This is a genomic window from Pseudomonas sp. AC532 (assembly GCF_979258965.1).
Genome location: NZ_OZ409888.1, coordinates 3097197 through 3119427, shown reverse-complemented (window position 1 = coordinate 3119427; position 22231 = coordinate 3097197). Strand labels below are relative to the sequence as shown.

At 65.2% G+C, this 22231-nt stretch carries 21 protein-coding genes; all 21 read left to right on the top strand.

Annotation, left to right across the window (positions count from 1 at the left end):
* The first annotated feature begins 375 nt into the window (after nt 1–375).
* The 21 genes from ACZ0AV_RS14675 (at nt 376) to ACZ0AV_RS14575 (ending at nt 22181) form a co-directional block, all read left to right on the top strand.
* Nucleotides 376–966, top strand: coding sequence for an amino acid synthesis family protein (locus ACZ0AV_RS14675; protein ID WP_499151709.1), 591 nt, complete (start codon nt 376–378; stop codon nt 964–966).
* 13 nt (nt 967–979) lie between these two features.
* Nucleotides 980–1813 carry an alpha/beta fold hydrolase gene (locus ACZ0AV_RS14670; RefSeq protein ID WP_499151708.1) on the top strand — a complete coding sequence of 278 codons (834 nt, stop codon included), beginning with the start codon at nt 980–982 and terminating at the stop codon, nt 1811–1813.
* Nucleotides 1810–3291 (top strand): aldehyde dehydrogenase, encoded by a 1482-nt coding sequence (locus ACZ0AV_RS14665; protein ID WP_499151707.1) that lies wholly within the window; start codon nt 1810–1812, stop codon nt 3289–3291. The genes ACZ0AV_RS14670 and ACZ0AV_RS14665 overlap by 4 nt, the downstream gene beginning before the upstream one ends.
* 20 nt (nt 3292–3311) lie before the next feature.
* Nucleotides 3312–3797, top strand: coding sequence for a flavin reductase family protein (locus ACZ0AV_RS14660; RefSeq protein ID WP_499151706.1), 486 nt, complete (start codon nt 3312–3314; stop codon nt 3795–3797).
* A gap of 245 nt (nt 3798–4042) precedes the next feature.
* Nucleotides 4043–5494 (top strand): NAD-dependent succinate-semialdehyde dehydrogenase, encoded by a 1452-nt coding sequence (locus ACZ0AV_RS14655; protein WP_499151705.1) that lies wholly within the window; start codon nt 4043–4045, stop codon nt 5492–5494.
* A 234-nt stretch (nt 5495–5728) separates the two neighbouring features.
* Nucleotides 5729–6112 (top strand): carboxymuconolactone decarboxylase family protein, encoded by a 384-nt coding sequence (locus ACZ0AV_RS14650; protein ID WP_499151704.1) that lies wholly within the window; start codon nt 5729–5731, stop codon nt 6110–6112.
* A 39-nt stretch (nt 6113–6151) separates the two neighbouring features.
* Nucleotides 6152–6901 carry a GntR family transcriptional regulator gene (locus tag ACZ0AV_RS14645; RefSeq protein WP_499151703.1) on the top strand — a complete coding sequence of 250 codons (750 nt, stop codon included), beginning with the start codon at nt 6152–6154 and terminating at the stop codon, nt 6899–6901.
* Between the two features lie 5 nt (nt 6902–6906).
* On the top strand, nt 6907–7470 hold the full coding sequence (locus ACZ0AV_RS14640; protein WP_499151702.1) for an NUDIX hydrolase: 564 nt from the start codon (nt 6907–6909) through the stop codon (nt 7468–7470).
* Between the two features lie 136 nt (nt 7471–7606).
* Nucleotides 7607–8680 carry a proline racemase family protein gene (locus ACZ0AV_RS14635; RefSeq protein ID WP_499151701.1) on the top strand — a complete coding sequence of 358 codons (1074 nt, stop codon included), beginning with the start codon at nt 7607–7609 and terminating at the stop codon, nt 8678–8680.
* Nucleotides 8677–9801: an NAD(P)/FAD-dependent oxidoreductase gene (locus ACZ0AV_RS14630; RefSeq protein ID WP_499151700.1), complete on the top strand. Its 1125-nt coding sequence runs from the start codon at nt 8677–8679 to the stop codon at nt 9799–9801. The genes ACZ0AV_RS14635 and ACZ0AV_RS14630 overlap by 4 nt, the downstream gene beginning before the upstream one ends.
* On the top strand, nt 9794–10030 hold the full coding sequence (locus tag ACZ0AV_RS14625) for a (2Fe-2S)-binding protein (protein ID WP_499151699.1): 237 nt from the start codon (nt 9794–9796) through the stop codon (nt 10028–10030). Before ACZ0AV_RS14630 ends, ACZ0AV_RS14625 begins: the two co-directional genes overlap by 8 nt.
* A complete protein-coding gene (locus ACZ0AV_RS14620) occupies nt 10027–11337 on the top strand; it encodes an FAD-dependent oxidoreductase (RefSeq protein ID WP_499151698.1) in 1311 nt (436 codons plus the stop codon). The genes ACZ0AV_RS14625 and ACZ0AV_RS14620 overlap by 4 nt, the downstream gene beginning before the upstream one ends.
* Nucleotides 11338–11942: 605 nt before the next feature.
* Nucleotides 11943–12692 carry an AraC family transcriptional regulator gene (locus ACZ0AV_RS14615; RefSeq protein WP_499151697.1) on the top strand — a complete coding sequence of 250 codons (750 nt, stop codon included), beginning with the start codon at nt 11943–11945 and terminating at the stop codon, nt 12690–12692.
* A gap of 219 nt (nt 12693–12911) precedes the next feature.
* The gene (locus ACZ0AV_RS14610; protein ID WP_499151696.1) at nt 12912–13730 is read left to right on the top strand and encodes an ABC transporter substrate-binding protein; all 819 of its coding nucleotides are present in this window, start codon (nt 12912–12914) and stop codon (nt 13728–13730) included.
* A gap of 99 nt (nt 13731–13829) precedes the next feature.
* On the top strand, nt 13830–15641 hold the full coding sequence (gene lhpI, locus ACZ0AV_RS14605) for a cis-3-hydroxy-L-proline dehydratase (RefSeq protein WP_499151695.1): 1812 nt from the start codon (nt 13830–13832) through the stop codon (nt 15639–15641).
* Nucleotides 15634–16299: an amino acid ABC transporter permease gene (locus ACZ0AV_RS14600; protein WP_499151694.1), complete on the top strand. Its 666-nt coding sequence runs from the start codon at nt 15634–15636 to the stop codon at nt 16297–16299. Before lhpI ends, ACZ0AV_RS14600 begins: the two co-directional genes overlap by 8 nt.
* A gap of 13 nt (nt 16300–16312) precedes the next feature.
* Nucleotides 16313–16963 (top strand): amino acid ABC transporter permease, encoded by a 651-nt coding sequence (locus tag ACZ0AV_RS14595; protein ID WP_274125944.1) that lies wholly within the window; start codon nt 16313–16315, stop codon nt 16961–16963.
* Nucleotides 16956–17678, top strand: a complete 723-nt coding sequence (locus ACZ0AV_RS14590; protein ID WP_092371754.1) for an amino acid ABC transporter ATP-binding protein — start codon at nt 16956–16958, stop codon at nt 17676–17678. Before ACZ0AV_RS14595 ends, ACZ0AV_RS14590 begins: the two co-directional genes overlap by 8 nt.
* 129 nt (nt 17679–17807) lie before the next feature.
* Nucleotides 17808–18845, top strand: a complete 1038-nt coding sequence (locus tag ACZ0AV_RS14585; protein WP_499151693.1) for a trans-3-hydroxy-L-proline dehydratase — start codon at nt 17808–17810, stop codon at nt 18843–18845.
* Between the two features lie 425 nt (nt 18846–19270).
* On the top strand, nt 19271–20218 hold the full coding sequence (locus tag ACZ0AV_RS14580) for a dihydrodipicolinate synthase family protein (RefSeq protein WP_499151692.1): 948 nt from the start codon (nt 19271–19273) through the stop codon (nt 20216–20218).
* A gap of 382 nt (nt 20219–20600) precedes the next feature.
* Nucleotides 20601–22181: an aldehyde dehydrogenase (NADP(+)) gene (locus ACZ0AV_RS14575; protein ID WP_499151691.1), complete on the top strand. Its 1581-nt coding sequence runs from the start codon at nt 20601–20603 to the stop codon at nt 22179–22181.
* The last annotated feature ends 50 nt before the right edge of the window (nt 22182–22231 follow it).

The following is a 22231-nucleotide window of genomic DNA, read 5'->3' as shown; positions in this document are numbered from 1 at the left end:
CACAGCAAGACTGCTTACAGGCAGAACCCGATGTTCTGCGAGAACGCTGCATGCTCACGACGCCATGGCCAGCGCCAGCCAGGGTTGGCGCTGAGGTACTCGGCGAGCGGACCAGAGGTTATGCGGGCACGCCCAGGCGAGGCGTTGCAGGTGCGGGTGAGATAACCGCTGCCGGCACCCAGCGCGGGTTCCGGCCGCGTGGGATGAGCCAGGCTTCCACCCTTGCGCCTGTCACTTAAAACAATTGATTTTGCCCTGCCGGCGTCGCTTTCGATTGCCGCCCAGGCAGCGTCGCGCCTGCGTTTCGGAGAAGCTTGCATAATGCGTATTCTGGTATACCATAATACTCAACACCATCCAGCCAAAGGAGCTGCCATGAGTTTCGAGATTCGCAAGATCGTCAGCTATATAGAAGAGACCCTGATCGAGGGCGGCAAGGCGACCGACAAGCCAGTCACCATGGTCGGTCTGGCCGTCGTGATCAAGAACCCGTGGGTTGGCAACGGCTTCGTCGAAGACCTCAAGCCGGTGATCAAGGCCAACTGTTCGGCACTTGGCGAGCTGATGGTCGCGCGCCTGACCGCTGCCATCGGCGGCGCCGACAAGATCGAAGCCTATGGCAAGGCCGCGGTGGTAGGCGCCGATGGTGAAATCGAGCACGCTTCCGCGGTTATCCACACCCTGCGTTTCGGCAACCACTACCGTGAGGCGGTGCAGGCCAAGAGCTACCTGAGCTTCACCAACAAGCGCGGCGGCCCGGGCACCTCGATTCAGATCCCGATGATGCACAAGGATGACGAAGGCCTGCGTTCGCATTACATCACCCTGGAAATGCAGATCGAAGACGCGCCGCGTGCCGACGAAATCGTCGTGGTACTGGGTGCTGCCAATGGCGGCCGCCTGCATCCGCGTATCGGTAACCGTTACATCGATCTGGAAGAACTGGCCGCCGAGAAGGCGCAGTGATCGGGAGCAGGCCATGATTCGGCACCTCGCTGAACGTACCCCTGCCGGCACCAGTTACCGGGTGACCGGCCAGGGCCAACCCGTGGTATTGATCCACGGCGTGGGCCTGACCAAGGACATGTGGGGCGGCCAGGTGGTGGGCCTGGCACAGCACTTCCAGGTCATCGTCTACGACATGCTCGGCCACGGCGACAGCCCGCGGCCGGCAGCGGACACCGACCTCGCCGGTTACGCCGACCAGTTGCGCGAGCTCCTCGACCACCTCGGCCTGGCGCAGGCCATGGTGATCGGCTTCTCCATGGGCGGCCTGGTAGCGCGCGCCTTCGCACTGCACCATGCGCAGCGCATCGCCGCCCTGGTGGTGCTCAACAGCGTGTTCAACCGCAGCCCCGAGCAGCGCGCCGGTGTCATCGAGCGCACCGCGCAGGCCGCCGAACATGGCCCGGACGCCAACGCGGAGGCGGCGCTGTCGCGCTGGTTCAGCCGGGAATACCAGGCCGCCAACCCGGCGCAGATCGCCGCCATCCGCCAGACCCTGGCCGGCAACGACGCCCAGGGTTACCTGACCACCTACACGCTGTTCGCCACCCAGGACATGTACCGCGTCGACGACCTGGCCGACATCCGCGTACCGACGCTGATCGCCACCGGCGAGCTCGACCCCGGTTCGACACCGCAGATGGCCGAGCAGTTGGCGCAGTGCATTCCGGGCGCCAGGGCCGTGGTGCTGGCCGAGCAACGGCATATGATGCCGGTAGAATCGCCGCGCCTGGTCAACCAGATGCTGCTGGCGTTTCTCGACGAAGCCAGCCAGTTGCAGCACACCGTAAAGGGGATCGTCGCATGACACTCGTACGCTATCAGATGTGCATTGACGGCCAGTGGGTCGATGCCCAGTCCGGCAACACCTTCGAGAGCCTCGATCCGGCTCGCGCCCAGGCCTGGGCGGTGCTGCCCGATGCCGCCAGCGAAGACGTCGAACGCGCCGTGCAGGCCGCCCAGGCAGCGTTCGAGAACCCGGCGTGGCGTGGCCTCAGCGCCACCGCGCGAGGCAAGCTGCTGCGCCGCCTCGGTGACCTGATCGCCGAGAACAGGGAAACCCTGGCCCAGCTCGAAAGTCGGGACAACGGCAAGCTGATCCGCGAAACCCGCGGCCAGGTTGGCTACCTGCCGGAGTTCTTCCACTACACCGCAGGCCTGGCCGACAAGCTCGAAGGCGGCACCCTGCCCCTCGACAAGCCGGACATGTTCGCCTACACCACCCACGAGCCGATTGGCGTGGTGGCCGGGATCATCCCGTGGAACAGCCCGCTGTACCTGACCGCGATCAAGCTCGCCCCGGCCCTGGCCGCCGGCAACACCATCGTGCTCAAGCCTTCGGAGCATGCCTCGGCGACCATTCTCGAGCTGGCCCGCCTGGCTCTCGAAGCGGGCTTCCCGCCTGGCGTGGTCAACGTGGTCACCGGCTACGGGCCGACCACCGGCGCGGCGCTGACCAGCCACCCGCTGGTGCGCAAGATCGCCTTCACCGGCGGCGCCGCCACCGCGCGCCATGTGGTGCGCGCCAGCGCCGAGAACTTCGCCAAGCTGTCGCTGGAGCTGGGCGGCAAGTCGCCGAACATCATCTTCGCTGATGCCGACCTCGACAGCGCCGTGAACGGCGTGGTCGCCGGCATCTACGCCGCCTCCGGGCAGAGCTGCGTGGCCGGCTCGCGCCTGCTGGTGCAGGACAGCATTTACGACACCTTCGTCGAGCGCCTGGTCGAACGCGCCAGGCGCATTCGCATCGGCAACCCCCAGGACGAGGCCAGCGAGATGGGCCCGATGGCCACCGCTCAGCAACTCGCGGTGGTCGAAGGCCTGGTTGCCACGGCCGTGGCAGAAGGTGCGAAACTGCGCCTGGGTGGTAAACGCCCGCAGGTCGATGGCGAAGGCTGGTACTACGAGCCGACTCTGTTCGAGTGCGACGACCACGCGATGACCATCATGCAGGAAGAGGTCTTCGGGCCGGTGGCTTCGGTGATCCGCTTCAAGGACGAGGCCGACGCACTGGCCATGGCCAACGACTCGCAGTTCGGCCTCGCCGCCGGCATCTGGACCCGTGACCTGGGCCGCGCCCACCGTATGGCCAAGGGCGTGCGCTCGGGCATCATCTGGGTCAACACCTACCGTGCCGTATCGGCCATAGCGCCGATCGGTGGCTTCAAGAACAGCGGCTACGGCCGCGAAAGCGGCATCGACTCGGTACTCGCCTACACCGAACTGAAAACGGTGTGGATCAACCTGTCGCAAGCGCCGATGCCCGACCCGTTCGTGATGCGCTGAGCGCATCGAGGAATACACAAATGATCGAACCCGGACTGTACAAATCCGTCATGGCCGCCTTCCCCTCGGGGGTCACCATCGTCACCACCCTGGGCCCCGATGGCGGCATCGTCGGCATCACCGCCAGCGCGTTTAGCGCGCTGTCGATCGATCCGGCGCTGGTGCTGTTCTGCCCCAACTACGGCTCCGACTCCTACCCGGTGCTGCGCGACAGCAAGCGCTTCGCGATCCACCTGCTATCCGCCGAGCAACAGGCGGAGGCCTATGCCTTTGCCGGCAAGGGCAAGGACAAGGCGGCAGGCATCGAGTGGACGCTGAGCGAGCAGGGCAACCCGCTGCTCAACAACGCCGCCGCCATCATCGAATGCGAGCTGTGGCGCGAATACGAGGGCGGTGACCACGCCATCATGGTCGGTGCGGTGACCAACCTGATCCTCCCCGAGGTAGCCCCGGTGCCGATGATCTACCACCGCGGCAAGCTCGGCGCACTGCCGGCCCTGGCCTGATCGACGTGACGTCGGCGAGAACCTAAACCACCTTTGTAGGGTGGACCGGGGCGCGTAGACGACGCCTCACCTACGCGGCCCGACCCGTCCACCGCTCTGCGGTCGCAATGGTGGACAAAAAAAGCGTTGTCCACCCTACGATCCTGAACAGGCTCTAGGTTCCTCGTCGGTAGCGGTAATAATTCCTCTTTTTACGGTCGCGTTCACTCACCTTCGAGCGCGGCCGGTTTTATTCCGGAGTCGCCATGACACCCGCAGCTTCGCAACTGCTACGCCAGCAGGCCTACCTCGACGGCACATGGCTGGCTGCCGATGACGGCAGCACCCAGCGCATCAGCAACCCGGCCACCGGCGAGCAGATCGGCGAGGTGCCCAACATGGGCAGCGCCGAAGCCCGGCGCGCCATCGCTGCCGCCAATGCGGCCTGGCCAGCCTGGCGTGGGCGCACCGCCAAGGACCGCAGCACGGTGCTCAAGCGCTGGCATGCGCTGATCCTGGAACACGCCGACGCGCTGGCCGAGATCCTCACCCTCGAACAGGGCAAGCCGCTGGCCGAAGCCCGTGGCGAAGTCCTCTATGCCGCCAGTTTCATCGAGTGGTTCGCCGAGGAAGCCAAGCGTATCTACGGCGACACCATTCCCAGCCACAAGCCCGATGCACGCATCATCGTGACCAAGGAGCCGATTGGCGTGGTCGCGGCCATCACGCCGTGGAATTTCCCGGCGGCGATGATCACCCGCAAGGTCGGCCCGGCATTGGCTGCAGGTTGCCCGTGCATCGTCAAACCGGCACCGGAAACTCCGTTCTCGGCGCTGGCGCTGGCGGTGCTCGCCGAGGAAGCGGGCATCCCGCCAGGCATCTTCAACGTGATCACCGGCGACGCCGTGGCCATCGGCGATGCGCTGTGCGCCAGCGCCACGGTGCGCAAGCTGTCGTTCACCGGTTCCACGCCGATCGGCAAACTGCTCATGCAACAGTGCGCCGGTACGCTGAAGAAGGTTTCCCTGGAGCTGGGCGGCAACGCGCCGTTCATCGTCTTCGACGACGCCGACCTGGAGCGTGCCGTCGAGGGCGCCATGGTCGCCAAATACCGCAATGCCGGGCAGACCTGCGTGTGCGTGAACCGCTTTCTGGTCCAGGACGGTATCCACGATGCCTTCGTCGCCCGCCTGGCAGAGCGCGTGGCGACGCTGAAAGTCGCCGATGGCTTTACCGACGGCGCACAACAGGGCCCGCTGATCAACGCCCGCGCGGTGGACAAGGTCGCCGACCATGTCGCCGATGCCCTCGGCCAGGGCGCCACGCTGGTCTGCGGCGGCGAGCGCCATGCCCTGGGCCACGGCTTCTTCCAGCCCACCGTGCTGAGCGGGGTGACCACCGCCATGAAGGTCGCCCGCGAGGAAACCTTCGGCCCGCTGGCGGCGGTGTTCCGCTTTCGCGACGAAGCCGACGCGGTGCAGATGGCCAACGACACCGAATTCGGCCTGGCCGCCTACTGCTACACCCGCGACCTGGGCCGCGCCTGGCGCATGAGCGAAGCGCTGGAATACGGCATGGTCGGCATCAACGAAGGGCTTATTTCCACCGAAGTGGCGCCGTTCGGCGGTATCAAGGCCTCAGGCCTGGGCCGGGAAGGCTCGCACTACGGCATCGACGATTATCTGGAGATCAAATACACCCTGATGGGTGGACTTTGAGGTCAGGCAACCATGTGGCGAAAGCGGACTTTCGGTGATTCATTGTGGGAACGGGCGATGCCCGTGATTATTCGCGGGCACGGCCCGCTCCCACAGTCGTAGGGTGGACGACGCTTCACCTACGCGGCCCGACCCGTCCACCGATCGCAATGGTGGATGAAAAGAGCGTCATCCACCCTACGGCTGCTCTCGCCTTACCGCGGCCTCACTGCACATCGAACCGGGAGAACGACCATGAAAAACGACAAATACGAGAAAGGCCTGCAGATTCGCACCCAGGTGCTCGGCGAGGCGTACGTGAAGCGTTCGCTGGAGAATGCCGATGACTTCAACCGCCCGCTGCAGGAGCTGGTCACCGAATACTGCTGGGGGCACGTGTGGGGACGTGAAGGCTTATCGATGCAGCAACGCAGCATGATAAACTTGGCCATGATTTCCGCGCTCAACCGCCCGCACGAGCTGAAGTTGCACATTCGCGGCGCCCTGCGTAACGGCCTCAGCCGCGAGCAGATCCGCGAGATCCTGCTTCAGGTCGGCATCTACTGCGGCGTGCCTGCAGCCGTCGACAGCTTTCGCATTGCCCGCGAGGCGTTTGCCGAAGCAGATGCCGAGGCGTAGGTCTTGAGTGCTCCCATACCTATAAATCGAGCCCTAACCATGAAACGCCAGCCGATCGACGACAGCTTCAAGGTCAACCGCAACCCCGTGACCCTGCGGGAAATCGTCCTGGAGAAGCTGCGCAGCGCCATCATGAATTTCCAGTTGCTGCCTGGCGACCGGCTGGTGGAGCGCGACCTCTGCGATCGGCTGGGGGTCAGCCGCACTTCGGTGCGCGAGGCACTGCGCCATCTGGAGTCCGAAGGGCTGGTGGAGTTCGCCGATGCCAAGGGCCCGCGCGTGGCGATCATCACCCTGGAAGATGCCTGCGATCTCTACGAACTGCGCTGTGCACTCGAAGGCATGATCGTCCAGCTGTTCACCCTGCGCGCCCGTGCCAAGGATATCCGCGCCCTGGAACGCGCCCTGGAGAACAACCGACAGACCCTGGAGCAAGGCGAACTGCCGGAGGTGCTGGAGTCGGTGCAGGAGTTCTATAACGTGTTGCTCGAAGGCTGCGGCAACGAAGCGGCGGCCACCCAACTGCGCCAGCTGCAGGCGCGCATCAGCTACCTGCGCGCCACCTCGGTGTCGCAGAGCAACCGACGCAGCACCAGCAATCAGGAAATGGAGCGTATGGTCGAGGCGATCAAGAGCGGCGACCCGCTGGCCGCCCACCAGGCCTCGGTGGATCACGTGCGCGCTGCGGCCAAGGTCGCCCTCGAGTACCTGGAAGCCAAGCAGGAAGGTGCCAAGGCCCGCGATATCGTGGCCCCCATCGGTCTGCAAGACCCGCGTATCGGGCGCTGACCGCCATGCCCAGCCCGCGCTTCTGTCAGCAATGCGGCGGCGCGACGCTGGAACGGCGTCGCCCGTCCGGCGACGACCATGCGCGGCTGGTCTGCGCCGGCTGCGGGCACATCCACTACGAAAACCCGAAGATCATCACTGGCTGCATCATCGAGCAGGACGGCCGCTACCTGCTCTGCCAACGCGCCATCGCCCCGCGCGTCGGCACCTGGACACTGCCCGCGGGCTTCATGGAAAACGGCGAAACCACCGAAGAAGCGGCGCTGCGTGAAGTGCGCGAGGAAGCCGGCGTGGTGGCGGAAATCCTCTGCCCCTACTCGGTGTTCAGCGTGCCCTCGATCAGCGAGGTGTACCTGATCTTTCGCGCCAGGCTGCTGCACGACACCGGCCACTTCGGCAGCGAGACCCTTGCCCGACGCTTCTTCGCTCCCGAAGACATCCCCTGGGAACAGATCTACTACCCCGCCATCCGGCAGATCCTCGAGCGCTATATCACCGAGCGCGAAGCGGGCGTATACGGCATCTACATGGGCAGCGACGACAACGGCAAGATCCATTTCATCCGCTGATCGGCAGTCACAAGACGCAGCAGACAGGCCGGGCATTGTGCCGATTTCGTCATCGCTCCCATGCAAATCCTTCAAGCCGGGCGCGTCCGCCAGCGGCACCCTGTAGCCATCCAGACCGGCATACAGGCGCAGCCCCATGAAACGCATCCAGGTTATCGACTCCCACACCGGCGGCGAGCCCACTCGCCTGGTCATCGGCGGCTTTCCCGAGCTGGGCAGCGGCAGCATGGCCGAGCGCCGGCAGCGCCTGGCAGATGATCACGATGACTGGCGCAGCGCCTGCATCCTCGAACCGCGCGGCAGCGACGTGCTGGTCGGCGCGCTGCTCTGCGAGCCGGTCGACCCCGCCGCCTGTGCCGGGGTGATCTTCTTCAACAACACCGGCTACCTCGGCATGTGCGGGCACGGCACCATCGGCCTGGTGGTATCGCTGGCGCACATGGGCCGCATCGGCACCGGCGTGCACCGGATCGAAACACCGGTGGGCACGGTAGAAGCGACCCTGCATGAGGACCGTTCGGTCAGCGTGCGCAACGTGCCGTCCTACCGCTACCGCCAGGCCGTCGAACTGCAGGTGCCGGGCTACGGCGCGGTGCAGGGCGACATTGCGTGGGGCGGCAACTGGTTCTTCCTGATCGCCGATCACGGCCAGCGCATCGCCGGCGACAACGTCGAAGCCCTCACCGCCTACACCTTCGCCGTACAGAAGGCGCTGGAAGATCAAGGCATTCGTGGCGACGACGGTGGCCTGATCGATCATATCGAGCTGTTTGCCGAACATGAACAGCCGGGAGGCTCGCAGCCAAGCGTCGCGAGCGAAGAGGAGGCAAGGCGGGAGCTGGCGAAAAAGCGCAGTTCACTGGCTGTAAATGAGCATTTTTCGCCAGCTCCCGACGCAGCAGCATCGAGCGCAGTAGCGTCGCTGCGAGCCGACAGCCGGAATTTCGTGCTCTGCCCGGGCAAGGCCTACGACCGCTCGCCTTGCGGCACCGGCACCAGCGCCAAGCTGGCCTGCCTGGCTGCCGATGGCAAACTGCAGCCCGGCGAGATCTGGCGCCAGGCCAGCGTGATCGGCAGCGTTTTCGAAGGCTCGTTCCAATGGCAGGGCGACAAGGTGATTCCGACCATCCGCGGGCGCGCCAACATCAGCGCCGAGGCCACTCTGCTGTTGGAGCAGGACGACCCGTTCGCCTGGGGCATCCGCCCGTGAACCCGACGCGGGTCGCCGATGTGATCGTCATCGGCGCCGGCATCATCGGCGCAGCCTGCGCCCGCGAGCTGGCCCGCCGTGGCCAGCAGGTGCTGGTGATAGATGCCGGCCTGCATGGCGCGACCGCTGCCGGCATGGGCCACCTGCTGGTGCTCGACGACAACCAGGCCGAGCTGGACATCAGCCGCTACTCGGTACGCCGCTGGCGCGAACTGGGGCCGGAACTGCCGGACGACTGCGCCTACCGCAACAACGGCACGTTGTGGCTGGCTGCCAACGAGCAGGAGCTGGCGGCGGCAGAAGCCAAGAGCGTCAACCTGCGTGCCGAGGGCATTCGCTGCGAGATGGTGCCCGGCCATGCCCTGCAGGGCATGGAGCCGATCCTGCGCGACGGCCTCCACGGTGCCCTGCGCCTGCCCGACGACGGCATCCTCTATGCGCCGAACACCGCTCGCTGGATGCTCGATGTACCCGGCATCACGCAACGCCGCGCCAGGGTCGAGGAGCTGGACGGCAACCGCGTGCGCCTCGACGATGGCAGGTGGCTGAACGCCGACGCCGTGATCCTCGCCAATGGCATTCAGGCGGTAGACCTGTGCCCCGAGCTGCCTATCGCACCGAAGAAAGGTCATCTGTTGATCACCGACCGTTACCCGCACCCTGTCACCCACACCATCACCGAGCTGAGCTACCTGACCAGCGTGCACAACACCAGTGGCGCTTCGGTGGCCTGCAATATCCAGCCGCGGCCGACCGGCCAGCTGTTCATCGGCACCTCGCGGCAGTTCGACAATCTGGATCCCGAGGTCGACGGCTGGCTGCTGGCGCGCATGCTCAGGCATGCCGCGAGCTACGCGCCGGGCCTGGGGCAACTCAACGGCATTCGCGCCTGGGCCGGTTTTCGCGCCGCCACACCGGACGGCATGCCGCTGATTGGCGAACATCCCGCGCAACCCGGCCTGTGGCTGGCGGTCGGTCATGAAGGCCTGGGGGTTACCGCTGCACCGGGCACGGCCGACCTGTTGGCCGCGCTGCTGTTCAACGAGGCCGAGCCGATTCCCGCCACGGCCTATTCGCCACGACGTTACCTCGGCCACGGGGGAGAGACCGCTCATGCCTGACCTGCATCTCGACGGCCGTGCGCTCAGCGTGGCGCCCGGCACCACGGTCGCCGCCGCGCTGGCGCTGGGCAGCGATGGCAACGCGCGCACGTCGGTAAGTGGCCAGCGCCGTGCGCCACTGTGCGGCATGGGCATCTGCCAGGAATGTCGGGTGACCATCGACGGCCTGCGCCGCCTGGCCTGCCAGACCCTGTGCCGCGACGGCATGCAGGTGGAGACGCGGCCATGAGCGCACCGGCTGATGTACTGATCATCGGCGCCGGCCCGGCCGGCCTTTCGGCCGCACTGGCCGCCGCCAACGATGGCGCGCAGGTGGTGCTGCTCGACGACAACCCGCTGCCCGGCGGGCAGATCTGGCGTGACGGCGTCCAGGCCAGCATTCCCGCCCAAGCCCGTCGGCTGCGCGACGCCGTAGACGACCATCCCGCGATCCAGCGCCATGCCGCGACGCGCGTGGTAGCGCGATCCGGCCCGAACCAGTTGCTGGTGGAGGATGCCGAGCACGGTTGGGTAATCGCCTACCGCAAACTGATCCTGTGCACCGGTGCGCGCGAACTTTTACTGCCGTTTCCCGGCTGGACGCTGCCCGGTGTTACCGGCGCCGGTGGCCTGCAGGCGCTGATCAAGGGCGGCTTGCCGGTGGAAGGTGAGCGCATCGTGATCGCCGGCAGTGGCCCGCTGCTGCTGGCCAGCGCGGGCACCGCGAAGCACAACGGCGCGCGGGTAGTGCGAATCGCCGAGCAGGCCGCGCTCGGCGCTGTCGCATCGTTCGCGCTGCAATTGCCGCGCTGGCCGCACAAGCTGCTGCAGTCGTTCAGCCTGTTCGACCCGCGTTATCGCAGCGGTACGCGGATCATCGCCGCACTCGGCACCGATCGCCTGGAAGGCGTTCGTCTGCAGCGCGGCGATCAGATCGAGGAACTGCCGTGCGAGCGGCTGGCCTGCGGGTTCGGCCTGATCGCCAACGTGCAGCTGGCGCAGGCGCTCGGCTGTACGCTGGGTAACAATGCCATCCAGGTGGATACCTGGCAGGCCACCGATGTGGCCGGTATCCATGCCGCTGGCGAATGCACCGGTTTCGGCGGCAGCGAGCTGGCGCTGGTGGAAGGCCGTATCGCCGGGCATGCCGCCGCCGGCAACCGCCAGGCGGCGCAGCGCCTGTGGCCGGAGCGCAGGCGCTGGCAGCGCTTCGCCGACGCGCTGCACCGGCATTTTGCCCTGGACCCCGCGCTCAAGTGCCTGGCCGCGCCGGACACCCTGCTGTGCCGCTGCGAGGACGTCCCCTACGCCGCCGTCGCCGGGCATTCCAGCTGGCGTGAAGCCAAGCTGGCGACCCGCTGCGGCATGGGCGCCTGCCAGGGGCGGATATGCGGCGCGGCCACCCAGTACCTATTCGACTGGCAGCCCCCGGCGCCACGCCCGCCCTTTGGCCCTGCGCGCATCGACACACTCATGCAGCTCGAAGGTGATCGGCAGAGCGGCGAGGACCGGGGCAAAAATGCCGAGAATGTGTTTCAGGCCTTAGGCAAGCGGTAACAAACCGTGTAACGCGGTAACGCTTTCGGCCATCAGATCCATCTTCAGAAAGTCGCTAATTTTTTAACTTATTGAAATATATGGATATTCTAAAATTGGCACAGGATATGCTCTAGGTTCCGCACAACAAAAATAACAAGACATACCTCATAACAAGAACAAGACAACGGCTCTAGCATAAGAAAGACAAAATCGCAGAGACGCAGCTAACTGATTTCTTTGGAGAGGACCGCCCTCGGGCTTGTACCGCAACCGGGTCGAGAACAATAAAACTGCTTTACAAGGCAGCGACAGACGGGTTGGATCTCAGGATCACGGCAACATCAGCGTCCAAACAAATCCGTTCGCTCTTGGCCCCCTTTGGAGGCCGCGGCCAAAACAAGAACAAGAGGCCGGTAGCACTAACAAGAACGATGATTCAAACAAGATTTGGGGGAGCTTCGGCTCCCCCTTCTGCTTTCTGGCGTACAGCCCTGCTCGCCTACCCCTGCCGTTCACCCTCTTCGCCCGCCGAGTGGCAACCCCACGATGACCCTGCCTGCGCCTTGTTCTCCCGCCACCTGCCCCGCTACGCTCTGCGTTTCCTGACCATGCCGCGCTCGCCCATGCACAGTCTCTTCAGCGCAACGCCGCACACCGACCTGTCGACCCTGATCGCCAGCCTCAGGCAGATCGAGCCGCTGCTCGATGCCATGCCGGACGTGGTGTTTTTCATCAAGGACAACCAGACCCGCTATGCCCTGGTCAACCAGACGCTCGCCCAGCGGCTGGGCTGCAAGAGCAAGAGCCAACTGCTGGGTATGACGGCCGAGCAGGTGTTTCCGGCCAGCCTGGGGCCGACCTATACGGCGCAGGACCGGCGCGTGCTCAAGGACGGCAGCGCCCTTGCCGAGCAGTTGGAACTGCACCTCTATTACGGCGACCAGCCCGTCTGGTGCCTGACCCACAAGCTGGCGCTGCGCGACCCGATGGGCGAGGTCATCGGCCTGGCCGGCATCTCCCGCGATGTGCAACTGCCGCAGGCCAGCCACCCGGCCTATCCCAAACTGGCAGCGGTGGATGCGCACATTCGCGAGCACTTCGCTCGGCCGATCAGCCTGGCCGAGCTCACCGCCATTGCCGGCCTGTCAGTGGCGCAACTGGAACGCCACTGCAAGCGTATCTTCCAGCTCACCCCACGGCAGATGATTCACCGGGCGCGCCTCGGCGAGGCCAGCCGCCTGCTGCTGCAGGACCTGCCGATCACCGAGATCGCCCTGCGCTGCGGATACACCGATCACAGCGCCTTCAGCCGCCAGTTCCGCGCGCTCACGGGGCTCACGCCCAGCCAGTTCCGCGATTCACATACAGGCTGACGCTGCGGTGTTCCGAAACGGGGCGCCTGAAATGTCGCGACGCTCCCTTATGTAACACCCCCTGCCAGGGTAATGGCTGGCAGGCACCTGGCGATCCACTTCAAACCCGCGCCGCAAAGGGCTGCAAGCAGCCAAGGGTGGATCGGGCACAGCCGTTGCATATGAAATATCGTATACGAAATTTCCTATAACGACTGTCTGCACACTTTCGAGGCCCCTATGAAAAACCCCGCTTTTGCCGTAGCCCTCAGCGCAGTACTCAGCACCACCCTGATCGGCACCGCACACGCCGACAAGCTCGACTCGATCATCGAATCCGGCAAGCTGCGCTGCGCCGTGACCCTGGATTTCCCGCCCATGGGCTCGCGTGACGACAAGAACCAACCGGTCGGCTTCGACGTCGACTACTGCAACGACCTGGCGAAAATCCTCGGCGTCGAGGCAGAAGTGGTGGAAACGCCCTTCCCGGATCGTATCCCTGCACTGGTTTCCGGCCGTGCCGACGTGATCGTCGCTTCCACGTCCGACACCCTGGAGCGCGCCAAGACCGTGGGCCTGACCGTGCCCTACTTCGCCTTCCAGATGGTCGTGTTGACCCGCGACGATACCGGCATCAACAGCTACGAAGACCTCAAGGGCAAAGCCGTGGGTAACACCAGTGGCACCTACGAGGCCATCGCCCTGGAGAAGGACGTGAAAGCCTGGGGCGGCGGCAGCTTCCGCGCCTACCAATCGCAGAACGACACCATCCTCGCCGTCGCCCAGGGCCACATCGCCGCTACCGTGGTGACCAATACCGTAGCCGCCGCCACCCTCAAGTCCGGCAAGTACAAGGGCCTGAAAGTGGTCGGTGACGCGCCCTACGTCGTCGATTACGTGTCCTTGGCCGCCAAGCGCGACGAGTACGGCCTGATCAACTACCTCAACCTGTTCGTCAACCAGCAGGTCCGCAGCGGCCGTTACGAAGAGCTGTGGAAGAAGTGGGTCGGCGACGAAATCAAGCCGGCCAACCTCACCGTGCCGGGCGTGTATTACTGATCCATGCGCCACTGCGCCGCCCAATGGCGGCGCATTTCACCCCCCCTTTCGCTCGCGCGCCCCGTGGCGCCGAGCTTTGTACCCACGGCGGAGCCCTTGATGACAGCAGTCGCGGATCACACCTCGCCCGCCCCTGAAGCGTGCGCGCTCCAGGGCCGTAGCCTGGTTGCCGGGCGTGCCGAGGGCGAGTTGCTGTTCGCCGACATGGGCCTGAGTTTCTGGGGCGGCGTCGACCCGTTCACGGGTGAGGTGATCGACCGGCATCACCCGCTCAGTGGGCAGAAACTGGCGGGCCGCGTGCTGGCGATCCCCAGCGGCCGCGGCTCCTGCACCGGCAGCAGCGTGATGATGGAACTGCTCAGCGGTGAACACGCGCCCAGCGCCCTGGTGCTGGCCGAGGCCGACGAGATCCTCACCCTTGGCGTGCTGGTGGCCGAGCTGCTGTTTCAACGTTCCATCGCCGTGCTGTGCATCGGCCATGACGCCTTCGCCAGCCTCCGCGGCCAGGCCTATGCGCGACTCGATGGAGAGCGCCTGCAGCTTTATCCACAGCGCCCCACTGATGCTCACCCGACCGGCGTGGCAACGCTGCATGAGTTACCCGCCTTCGCCAGCAGCCTGACGTTGCACGCGGGCGACCGGGCACTGCTCGATGGCCACCATGGCAAGGCTGCGCAAGTGGCCATGCAGCTGGTGCTGCGCATGGCCGAGCTGCAGGGCGCCAGCGAGCTGCTGGACGTTACCCAGGCGCACATTGACGGCTGCATCTACACCGGCCCGGCCAGCCTGCGCTTCGCCGAACAGTTGGTGGCCTGGGGCGCCCAGGTGCGCGTGCCGACCACACTCAATTCGATATCCGTGGACCAGCGCCGCTGGCGCGCGCTGGGCATCGATGCCGCCTTTGGCGAGCCGGCCAGCGCACTCGGCGATGCCTACATGGCCATGGGCGCGCAGCTCAGTTTCACCTGTGCGCCCTACCTGCTCGATAGCGCGCCTGCTGAAGGCGAGCATATCGTCTGGGCCGAATCCAATGCGGTGGTCTACGCCAACAGCGTGCTCGGGGCACGCACCCTGAAATACGCGGATTATCTGGATATCTGCATCGCCCTCACCGGCCGTGCGCCCAACGTCGGCTGCCACCAGGACGAGCACCGCCTGGCCAGCCTGCAGATCGAGTTGCCACCACTCGGTGAGCTGGACGATGCCTTCTATCCGCTGCTCGGCTACCACGTTGGCCTGTTGTGCGGCAGTCGCATTCCGCTGGTATGCGGGCTGGAGAAGGCGCAGCCGAATCTGGACGATCTCAAGGCCTTTGGCGCGGCCTTCGCCACCAGCTCGGCCGCGCCGCTGTTTCATATCGCCGGGGTCACTCCGCAAGCCCTGCAGGCGGAAAATGTTATCCACAGCGGCCAGCCAGTGCCTACGGAGCGGGTCACCCTCGCCGACCTGCGCCGCAGCTGGGACGAACTCAACAGCGCTGAGGAAGCCGAGGTGGGTCTGATCGCTCTCGGCAATCCGCATTTCTCGCTCAGTGAATTTGCCTGCCTCGCCACGCTGTGCCGCGGGCTGAGCAAGCACCCCGAGGTCAGCCTGGTGATCACCTGCGGCCGGGCGATTCTCGAACAGGCCCGCGCGGCCGGCCATGTCGCCATGCTGGACGCTTTCGGCGCCACCCTGGTGACCGATACCTGCTGGTGCATGCTCGGCGAGCCGGTAGTGCCGACGGGTTGCCGCACCCTGATGACCAATTCGGGCAAGTACGCCCACTACGCGCCAGGGCTGGTCGGCCGTTCGGTGCACTTCGCCAGTCTGGCCGAGTGCGTCGACGCCGCCTGCTCCGGCCAGGCCAGCGGCCGCCTGCCGCGCTGGCTGCAACCCGCTTCCCCGGTGGAGAACCCCACGCATGTTTGACTACACCTTCCACTGGCGCCAGGCATTCAAGGCATTGCCCGACATGCTCGCAGGCGCCTGGGTGACCTTCGAGACGGCGGCCCTCTCGATGATCTTCGGCGTACTCATCGCCCTTGCGCTGACGGTCATGCGCGAGCTGAAGAACCCCGTGGCCCGCGGCTTCGCCAACGGCTGGGTATCGATCGCGCGCAACACGCCGTCGCTGTTCCAGATCTACATCCTCTACTTCGGCCTGGGCTCGATGGGCTGGCACGTCAGCTCCTGGATCGCCCTGCTGGCCGGCATCACCTTCAACAACGCCGGCTACCTGGCGGAGAACTTTCGCGGTGGCCTCAAGGCGGTGCCCGACACCCAGGTACGCGCCGCGCGTTCGCTGGGCATGAGCGCCTTCCAGGCCTATCGCATGATCGTCGTGCCGCAATTGCTGCGCATCGTCTTCTACCCGCTGACCAACCAGATGGTCTGGGCCGTGCTGATGACCTCGCTGGGGGTGATCGTCGGCCTCAACAACGACCTCACCGGCGTCACCCAGGACTACAACGTCAAGACCTTCCGCACCTTCGAGTTCTTCGCCATCGCGGCGGTGCTGTATTACCTGATCGCCAAGGCGATCGTAGCCCTCGCCCGTCTGCTGGCCTGGCGCCTGTTCCGTTACTGAGGAAGCACAGACCATGTTCGATACCAGCTTCACCTGGAACGATTTCCTCTACCTGCTCGACGGCGCCTGGGTCACCTTGCAACTGACCTTCTGGGCCATCCTGCTAGGCTCCTTCGCCGGCCTGCTGTTCGGCCTGCTGCGGGCCTTGTTGCCGCGTGCCACGTTGCCGCTGGCCTGGGTACTCGACGTGTTTCGCAGCGTGCCACTGCTCATCCAGTTCGTGCTGTTCAACTCGTTCAAGAGCATCGCCGGCATCGACATCAGCGCCTTCGCGGTGGGCTGCATCGTGCTGGGCATCTACGCCGCCGCCTACTTCACCGAGATCGTGCGTTCGGGTGTGCTGTCGGTGCCCTTCACCCTGCGCCGCGCCAGCCGCTCCCTCGGCCTGAGCTACCTGCAGGACCTGCGCTACATCGTGCTGCCGATGGCCACGCGGGTGGCCTTTCCCGGCTGGCTGAACCTGGTACTCAGCGTCATGAAAGACACCGCGCTGGTGATGTGGATCGGCATCGTCGAGCTGCTGCGCGCCTCGCAAACCATCGTCACGCGCATTCAAGAGCCGCTGCTGGTGCTGTGCATCGCCGGCCTCATCTACTACGTCATGAGCCTGGTGGTCGCCCAACTGGGCGCACGGCTGGAAAAAAGGTGGCAGGAAAATGATTGAGATCGACAACGTACACAAATCCTTTGGCAGCCTCGATGTGATCAAGGGCGTCAGCCTGACCGTGAACAAGGGCGAAGTGGTGTCGATCATCGGCGGCTCGGGCTCCGGCAAATCGACCCTGCTGATGTGCATCAACGGCCTGGAGTCGATCAAGAGCGGCAGCATCCGCGTCGACGGCACCGAAGTGCACGCGCCGGGCACCGACATCAACAAACTGCGCCAGAAGATCGGCATCGTGTTCCAGCAGTGGAACGCCTTCCCGCACCTCACCGTGCTGGAAAACGTCATGCTGGCGCCGCGCAAAGTGCTCGGCCTGAGCAAGCAGGAAGCCGAGGCCATCGCCGTGCAACAGCTCACCCATGTGGGCCTGGCCGACAAGCTCAAGGTGTTCCCGGGCAAGCTCTCCGGCGGCCAGCAGCAGCGCATGGCAATCGCCCGCGCCCTGGCCATGAGCCCGGACTACATGCTGTTCGACGAAGCCACCAGCGCCCTCGACCCGCAACTGGTCGGCGAGGTACTCGACACCATGCGCATGCTCGCCGAAGACGGTATGACCATGGTGCTGGTGACCCATGAAATTCGCTTCGCCCGTGACGTCTCCGACCGCGTGGCGTTCTTTCGCAACGGACTGGTGCACGAGATCGGCGCGCCCGAGCAAGTGCTCGGCAATCCGCAGAAGCCGGAAACCGCCGACTTCCTCAAATCGGTTCACTGAAAGCAACTTCACTGCCGCACAACAGACGAGCCGTAGGATGGGTCGGGCCGCGCAGGTGAAACCCATCAATCGTCGATGGGTTCCACCCATCCTACGGCCCACACATCAGTTCATTAAGAGGGCTGCCCCGTGCGCTCCAGCAAAGTCATTCATGTGGTCAGCTGCCATGCCGAAGGCGAAGTCGGCGACGTCATCGTTGGCGGCGTCGCGCCACCGCCTGGCGAGACGCTGTGGCAGCAGTCGCGCTGGATCGAACAGGACGACTTCCTGCGTAACTTCGTGCTCAACGAGCCGCGCGGTGGCGTGTTCCGTCACGTCAACCTGCTGGTGCCGGCCAAGAACCCCAAGGCGCAGATGGGCTGGATCATCATGGAGCCGGCCGATGTGCCGCCAATGTCCGGCTCCAACTCGTTGTGCGTGGCCACCGTGCTGCTCGACAGCGGCATTCTGCCGATGACCGAACCGCAGACCTTCCTGACCCTGGAAGCACCCGGCGGCCTGGTGGAAGTGATCGCCGACTGCCGTGATGGCAAGGCCGAGCGGGTCGAGGTGAAGAACGTACCGTCGTTCGCCGACCAGCTCGACGCCTGGATCGAGGTCGAAGGTCTCGGTTCGCTGCAGGTCGATACCGCCTACGGCGGTGACAGCTTCGTGATCGCCGATGCGCGCCACCTGGGTTTCGCCATCCGGGCCGATGAAGCGGCAGATCTGGTCGCCGTGGGCCTGCGCATCACCAAGGCCGCCAATGAACAGCTGGGTTTCCAGCACCCGCTGAACCCGGACTGGAGCCATATCTCCTTCTGCCAGATCGCCGCTCCGGTGGTCCGCGAGAACGGCATCGCCACCGGCGCCAACGCGGTAGTCATCCGCCCCGGCAAGATCGACCGCTCGCCCTGCGGCACCGGCTGCTCGGCGCGCATGGCAGTACTGCATGCAAAGGGTCAGCTGGCGGTGGGCGAGCGCTTCATCGGCCGCTCCATCATCGGTTCCGAATTCCACTGCCGCATCGACTCACTGACCGATGTGGCAGGCCGCCCGGCAATCTATCCGTGCCTATCCGGAAGGGCGTGGATAACCGGCACTCATCAGCACCTGCTCGACCCGAGCGACCCCTGGCCAACGGGCTATCGCCTGTCGGATACCTGGCCGGTGGAGCTGAAGCTGTAAGGACCCGCTCATAAGAACCTGTTCATGATTTTTTCAGCCCAGGCTCGTCGATTTTGGCAGCTCAGTGGCGCAAGCGGCCGGTCGGTGATTCATTGTGGGAACGGGCCATGCCCGTGATTATTCGCGGGCACGGCCCGCTCCCACGGTCGTAGGGTGGACGCCTCACCTACGCGGCCCGACCCGTCCACCGATCGCAATGGTGGATGAAAAGAGCGTCATCCACCCTACGTCCGCTTCTGCCTTGTAGCTGTTGCTTCATGTACACAAAGATCGTGAACAGGCTCCAGATGTGTTGAAAACTTGAAACTGCCGGTTCGCCGGCGCAATGAACCGGGCGTTATGCCCAACAACCGAAAACAGACGGCCTGCTACGGCCTTTTGCTTTCGTATACGAAATACTTTTACTCTGCCCAGGAGGCAACACCATGAGCAGCACCATCTTCACCGGCACCATTCCCGCCCTGATGACCCCCTGCACCGCCGACCGCAAGCCGGACTTCGACGCCCTGGTACGCAAGGGCAAAGAGCTGATCCAGATCGGCATGAGCGCGGTGGTCTACTGCGGCTCCATGGGCGACTGGCCGCTGCTGACCGAAGCCGAGCGCCAGGAAGGCGTAGCGCGCCTGGTCGCTGCCGGCATTCCAACCGTGGTCGGCACCGGTGCGGTGAACAGCCGCGAAGCGGTGTCCCACGCGGCTCATGCCGCCAAGGTCGGCGCCCACGGCCTGATGGTCATCCCCCGCGTCTTGTCCCGCGGCGCGTCGCCGGCGGCTCAGGAGGCGCACTTCGCCGCCATCCTGGAAGCGGCGCCAGAGCTTCCGGCAGTGATCTACAACAGCCCGTACTACGGCTTCGCCACCCGCGCCGAGCTGTTCTTCAAGCTGCGTCGCAAGTACGCCAACCTGATCGGCTTCAAGGAGTTCGGTGGCGCTGCGGACATGCGCTACGCCGCCGAGCACATCACCTCACAAGATGAAAACGTGATCCTGATGGCCGGGGTCGACACCCAGGTGGTACACGGTTTCGTCAACTGCGGTGCCACCGGCGCCATTACCGGCATCGGCAACGCCCTGCCGCGCGAAGTGCTGCAACTGGTCGAACTGAGCAAGAAAGCCGCCACCGGTGACGCCACCGCCCGACGCCTTGCTCTGGAGCTGTCCGAGGCGTTGAACGTGCTGTCGTCCTTCGACGAAGGCACCGACCTGGTCCTCTACTACAAGCACCTGATGGTGCTGGGCGGCGACCAGGAATACGCCCTGCACTTCAACGAAACGGATGCCCTCAGCGACGCGCAGCGCAACTACGCCGAGATTCAGTACCGGCTGTTCCGCCAGTGGTACGCCAACTGGTCGGCGCAGCAGAGCGCCGTCTGATTGCGCCGCGGCGGCCAGGCAACTGGCCGCTTCCAGCCGTGACAGCTCGGTTGCGTGGCATGGCGTGGCGTTGGAGTGCCAACCGCCGCGTTGACCGCGGCCGTACTGCTGGGATGTTCGCCTGCGCCCACCGGCGATCACCATCCGCGCTCGGACCGGCATCATCGCTGCCGAGTCGCGGCGCAGAGGGAACGAGCGGTTCTGTCGCCTTGGCCATGACGCAGCGATTTGACACCTGAGGCAACGGGCGCCCAGCCCATCGAACCGGAAAGCACCGATGATCCGGTAAGCTGAGAGGTAGAGCAGACTTGCGCAACTTATCAGACATCGTACAATCAAAGCCTTTCCGTACGTGTTCAAACGTCACCAACAGGAGCTAACAATGCCCGCTACCATCGGCCACAACATCATCGGCGGCGCGTACAGCGCAGCCGGCTCCGTAGTCCACAAGAGTCACGACGCCACCACTGGCGAAGCCCTTTCCTACGACTTCATCCAGGCCACGCCGGAAGAAGTCGATGCCGCTGCCAAAGCCGCAGCCGCCGCTTATCCCGCTTACCGCAGCCTGCCAGCTGCCAAGCGCGCTGATTTCCTCGACGCCATCGCCGACGAGCTGGACGCCCTGGGTGACGAATTCGTCGCCACCGTTTGCCGCGAAACCGCTCTGCCGACCGCCCGCATCCAGGGTGAGCGCGGCCGTACCAGCGGCCAGATGCGCCTGTTCGCCAAAGTACTGCGCCGTGGCGATTTCTACGGTGCGCGTATCGACCGCGCCCTGCCGGACCGTCAGCCGCTGCCGCGCCCGGACCTGCGCCAGTACCGCATCGGCCTCGGCCCGGTTGCCGTGTTCGGCGCCAGCAACTTCCCGCTGGCCTTCTCCACCGCGGGTGGCGATACCGCTTCCGCGCTGGCTGCTGGCTGCCCGGTGGTCTTCAAGGCCCACAGCGGCCACATGGCTACCGCTGCGTTCGTCGGTGAAGCCCTGCTACGCGCGGCTGACAAGACCGGCATGCCGAAAGGCGTGTTCAACATGATCTACGGTTCGGGTGTTGGCGAGGCGCTGGTCAAGCACCCGGCCATCCTGGCGGTCGGCTTCACCGGTTCGCTGAAAGGTGGTCGCGCCCTCTGCGACATGGCCGCCGCCCGCCCGCAGCCGATCCCGGTATTCGCCGAGATGAGCAGCATCAACCCGGTCATCCTGCTGCCGGAAGCCATCAAGGCCCGCGGCGAGAAAATCGCCGGCGAGCTGGCGGGTTCGGTGGTCATGGGCTGTGGTCAGTTCTGCACCAACCCGGGCCTGGTGATCGGCGTTCGTTCGCCTGAGTTCAGCGCCTTCCTGGAAACCTTCACCGCCAAGATGGCCGAGCAGCAGCCGCAAACCATGCTCAACGCCGGCACCCTGAAGAGCTACGTGAAAGGCCTGGACGCACTCAACGCGCATTCCGGCATCACGCACCTGACCGGCGCCAAGCAAGAAGGCAATCAGGCTCGCCCGCAACTGTTCAAAGCCGACGTCAGCCTGCTGCTGAACGGTGACGAGCTGCTGCAGGAAGAAGTCTTCGGCCCGACCACCATCGTCGTCGAAGTGGCTGACAAGGCCGAGCTGCTGAAAGCCATCGGCGGCCTGCACGGCCAGCTGACTGCCACCCTGCTCACCGAGCCGGGCGACCTGGCTGGCAGCGAAGAGCTGTTCGCACTGCTCGAGCAGAAGGTGGGCCGCGTGCTGTTCAACGGCTACCCGACCGGCGTGGAAGTCTGCGACTCCATGGTCCACGGCGGCCCGTATCCGGCGACTTCCGACGCCCGTGGTACGTCGGTCGGCACCCTGGCCATCGACCGCTTCCTGCGCCCGGTGTGCTACCAGAACTGCCCGGACGCCCTGCTGCCCGACGCGCTGAAAAACGCCAACCCGCTGGGCATCGCTCGCCTGGTTGACGGTGCCAGCAGCCGCGACGCACTGTAAGAAACGGCTCGGCGCCACGGCGCCAGCCCGCTCTGTGCTGTAAAGAGAAG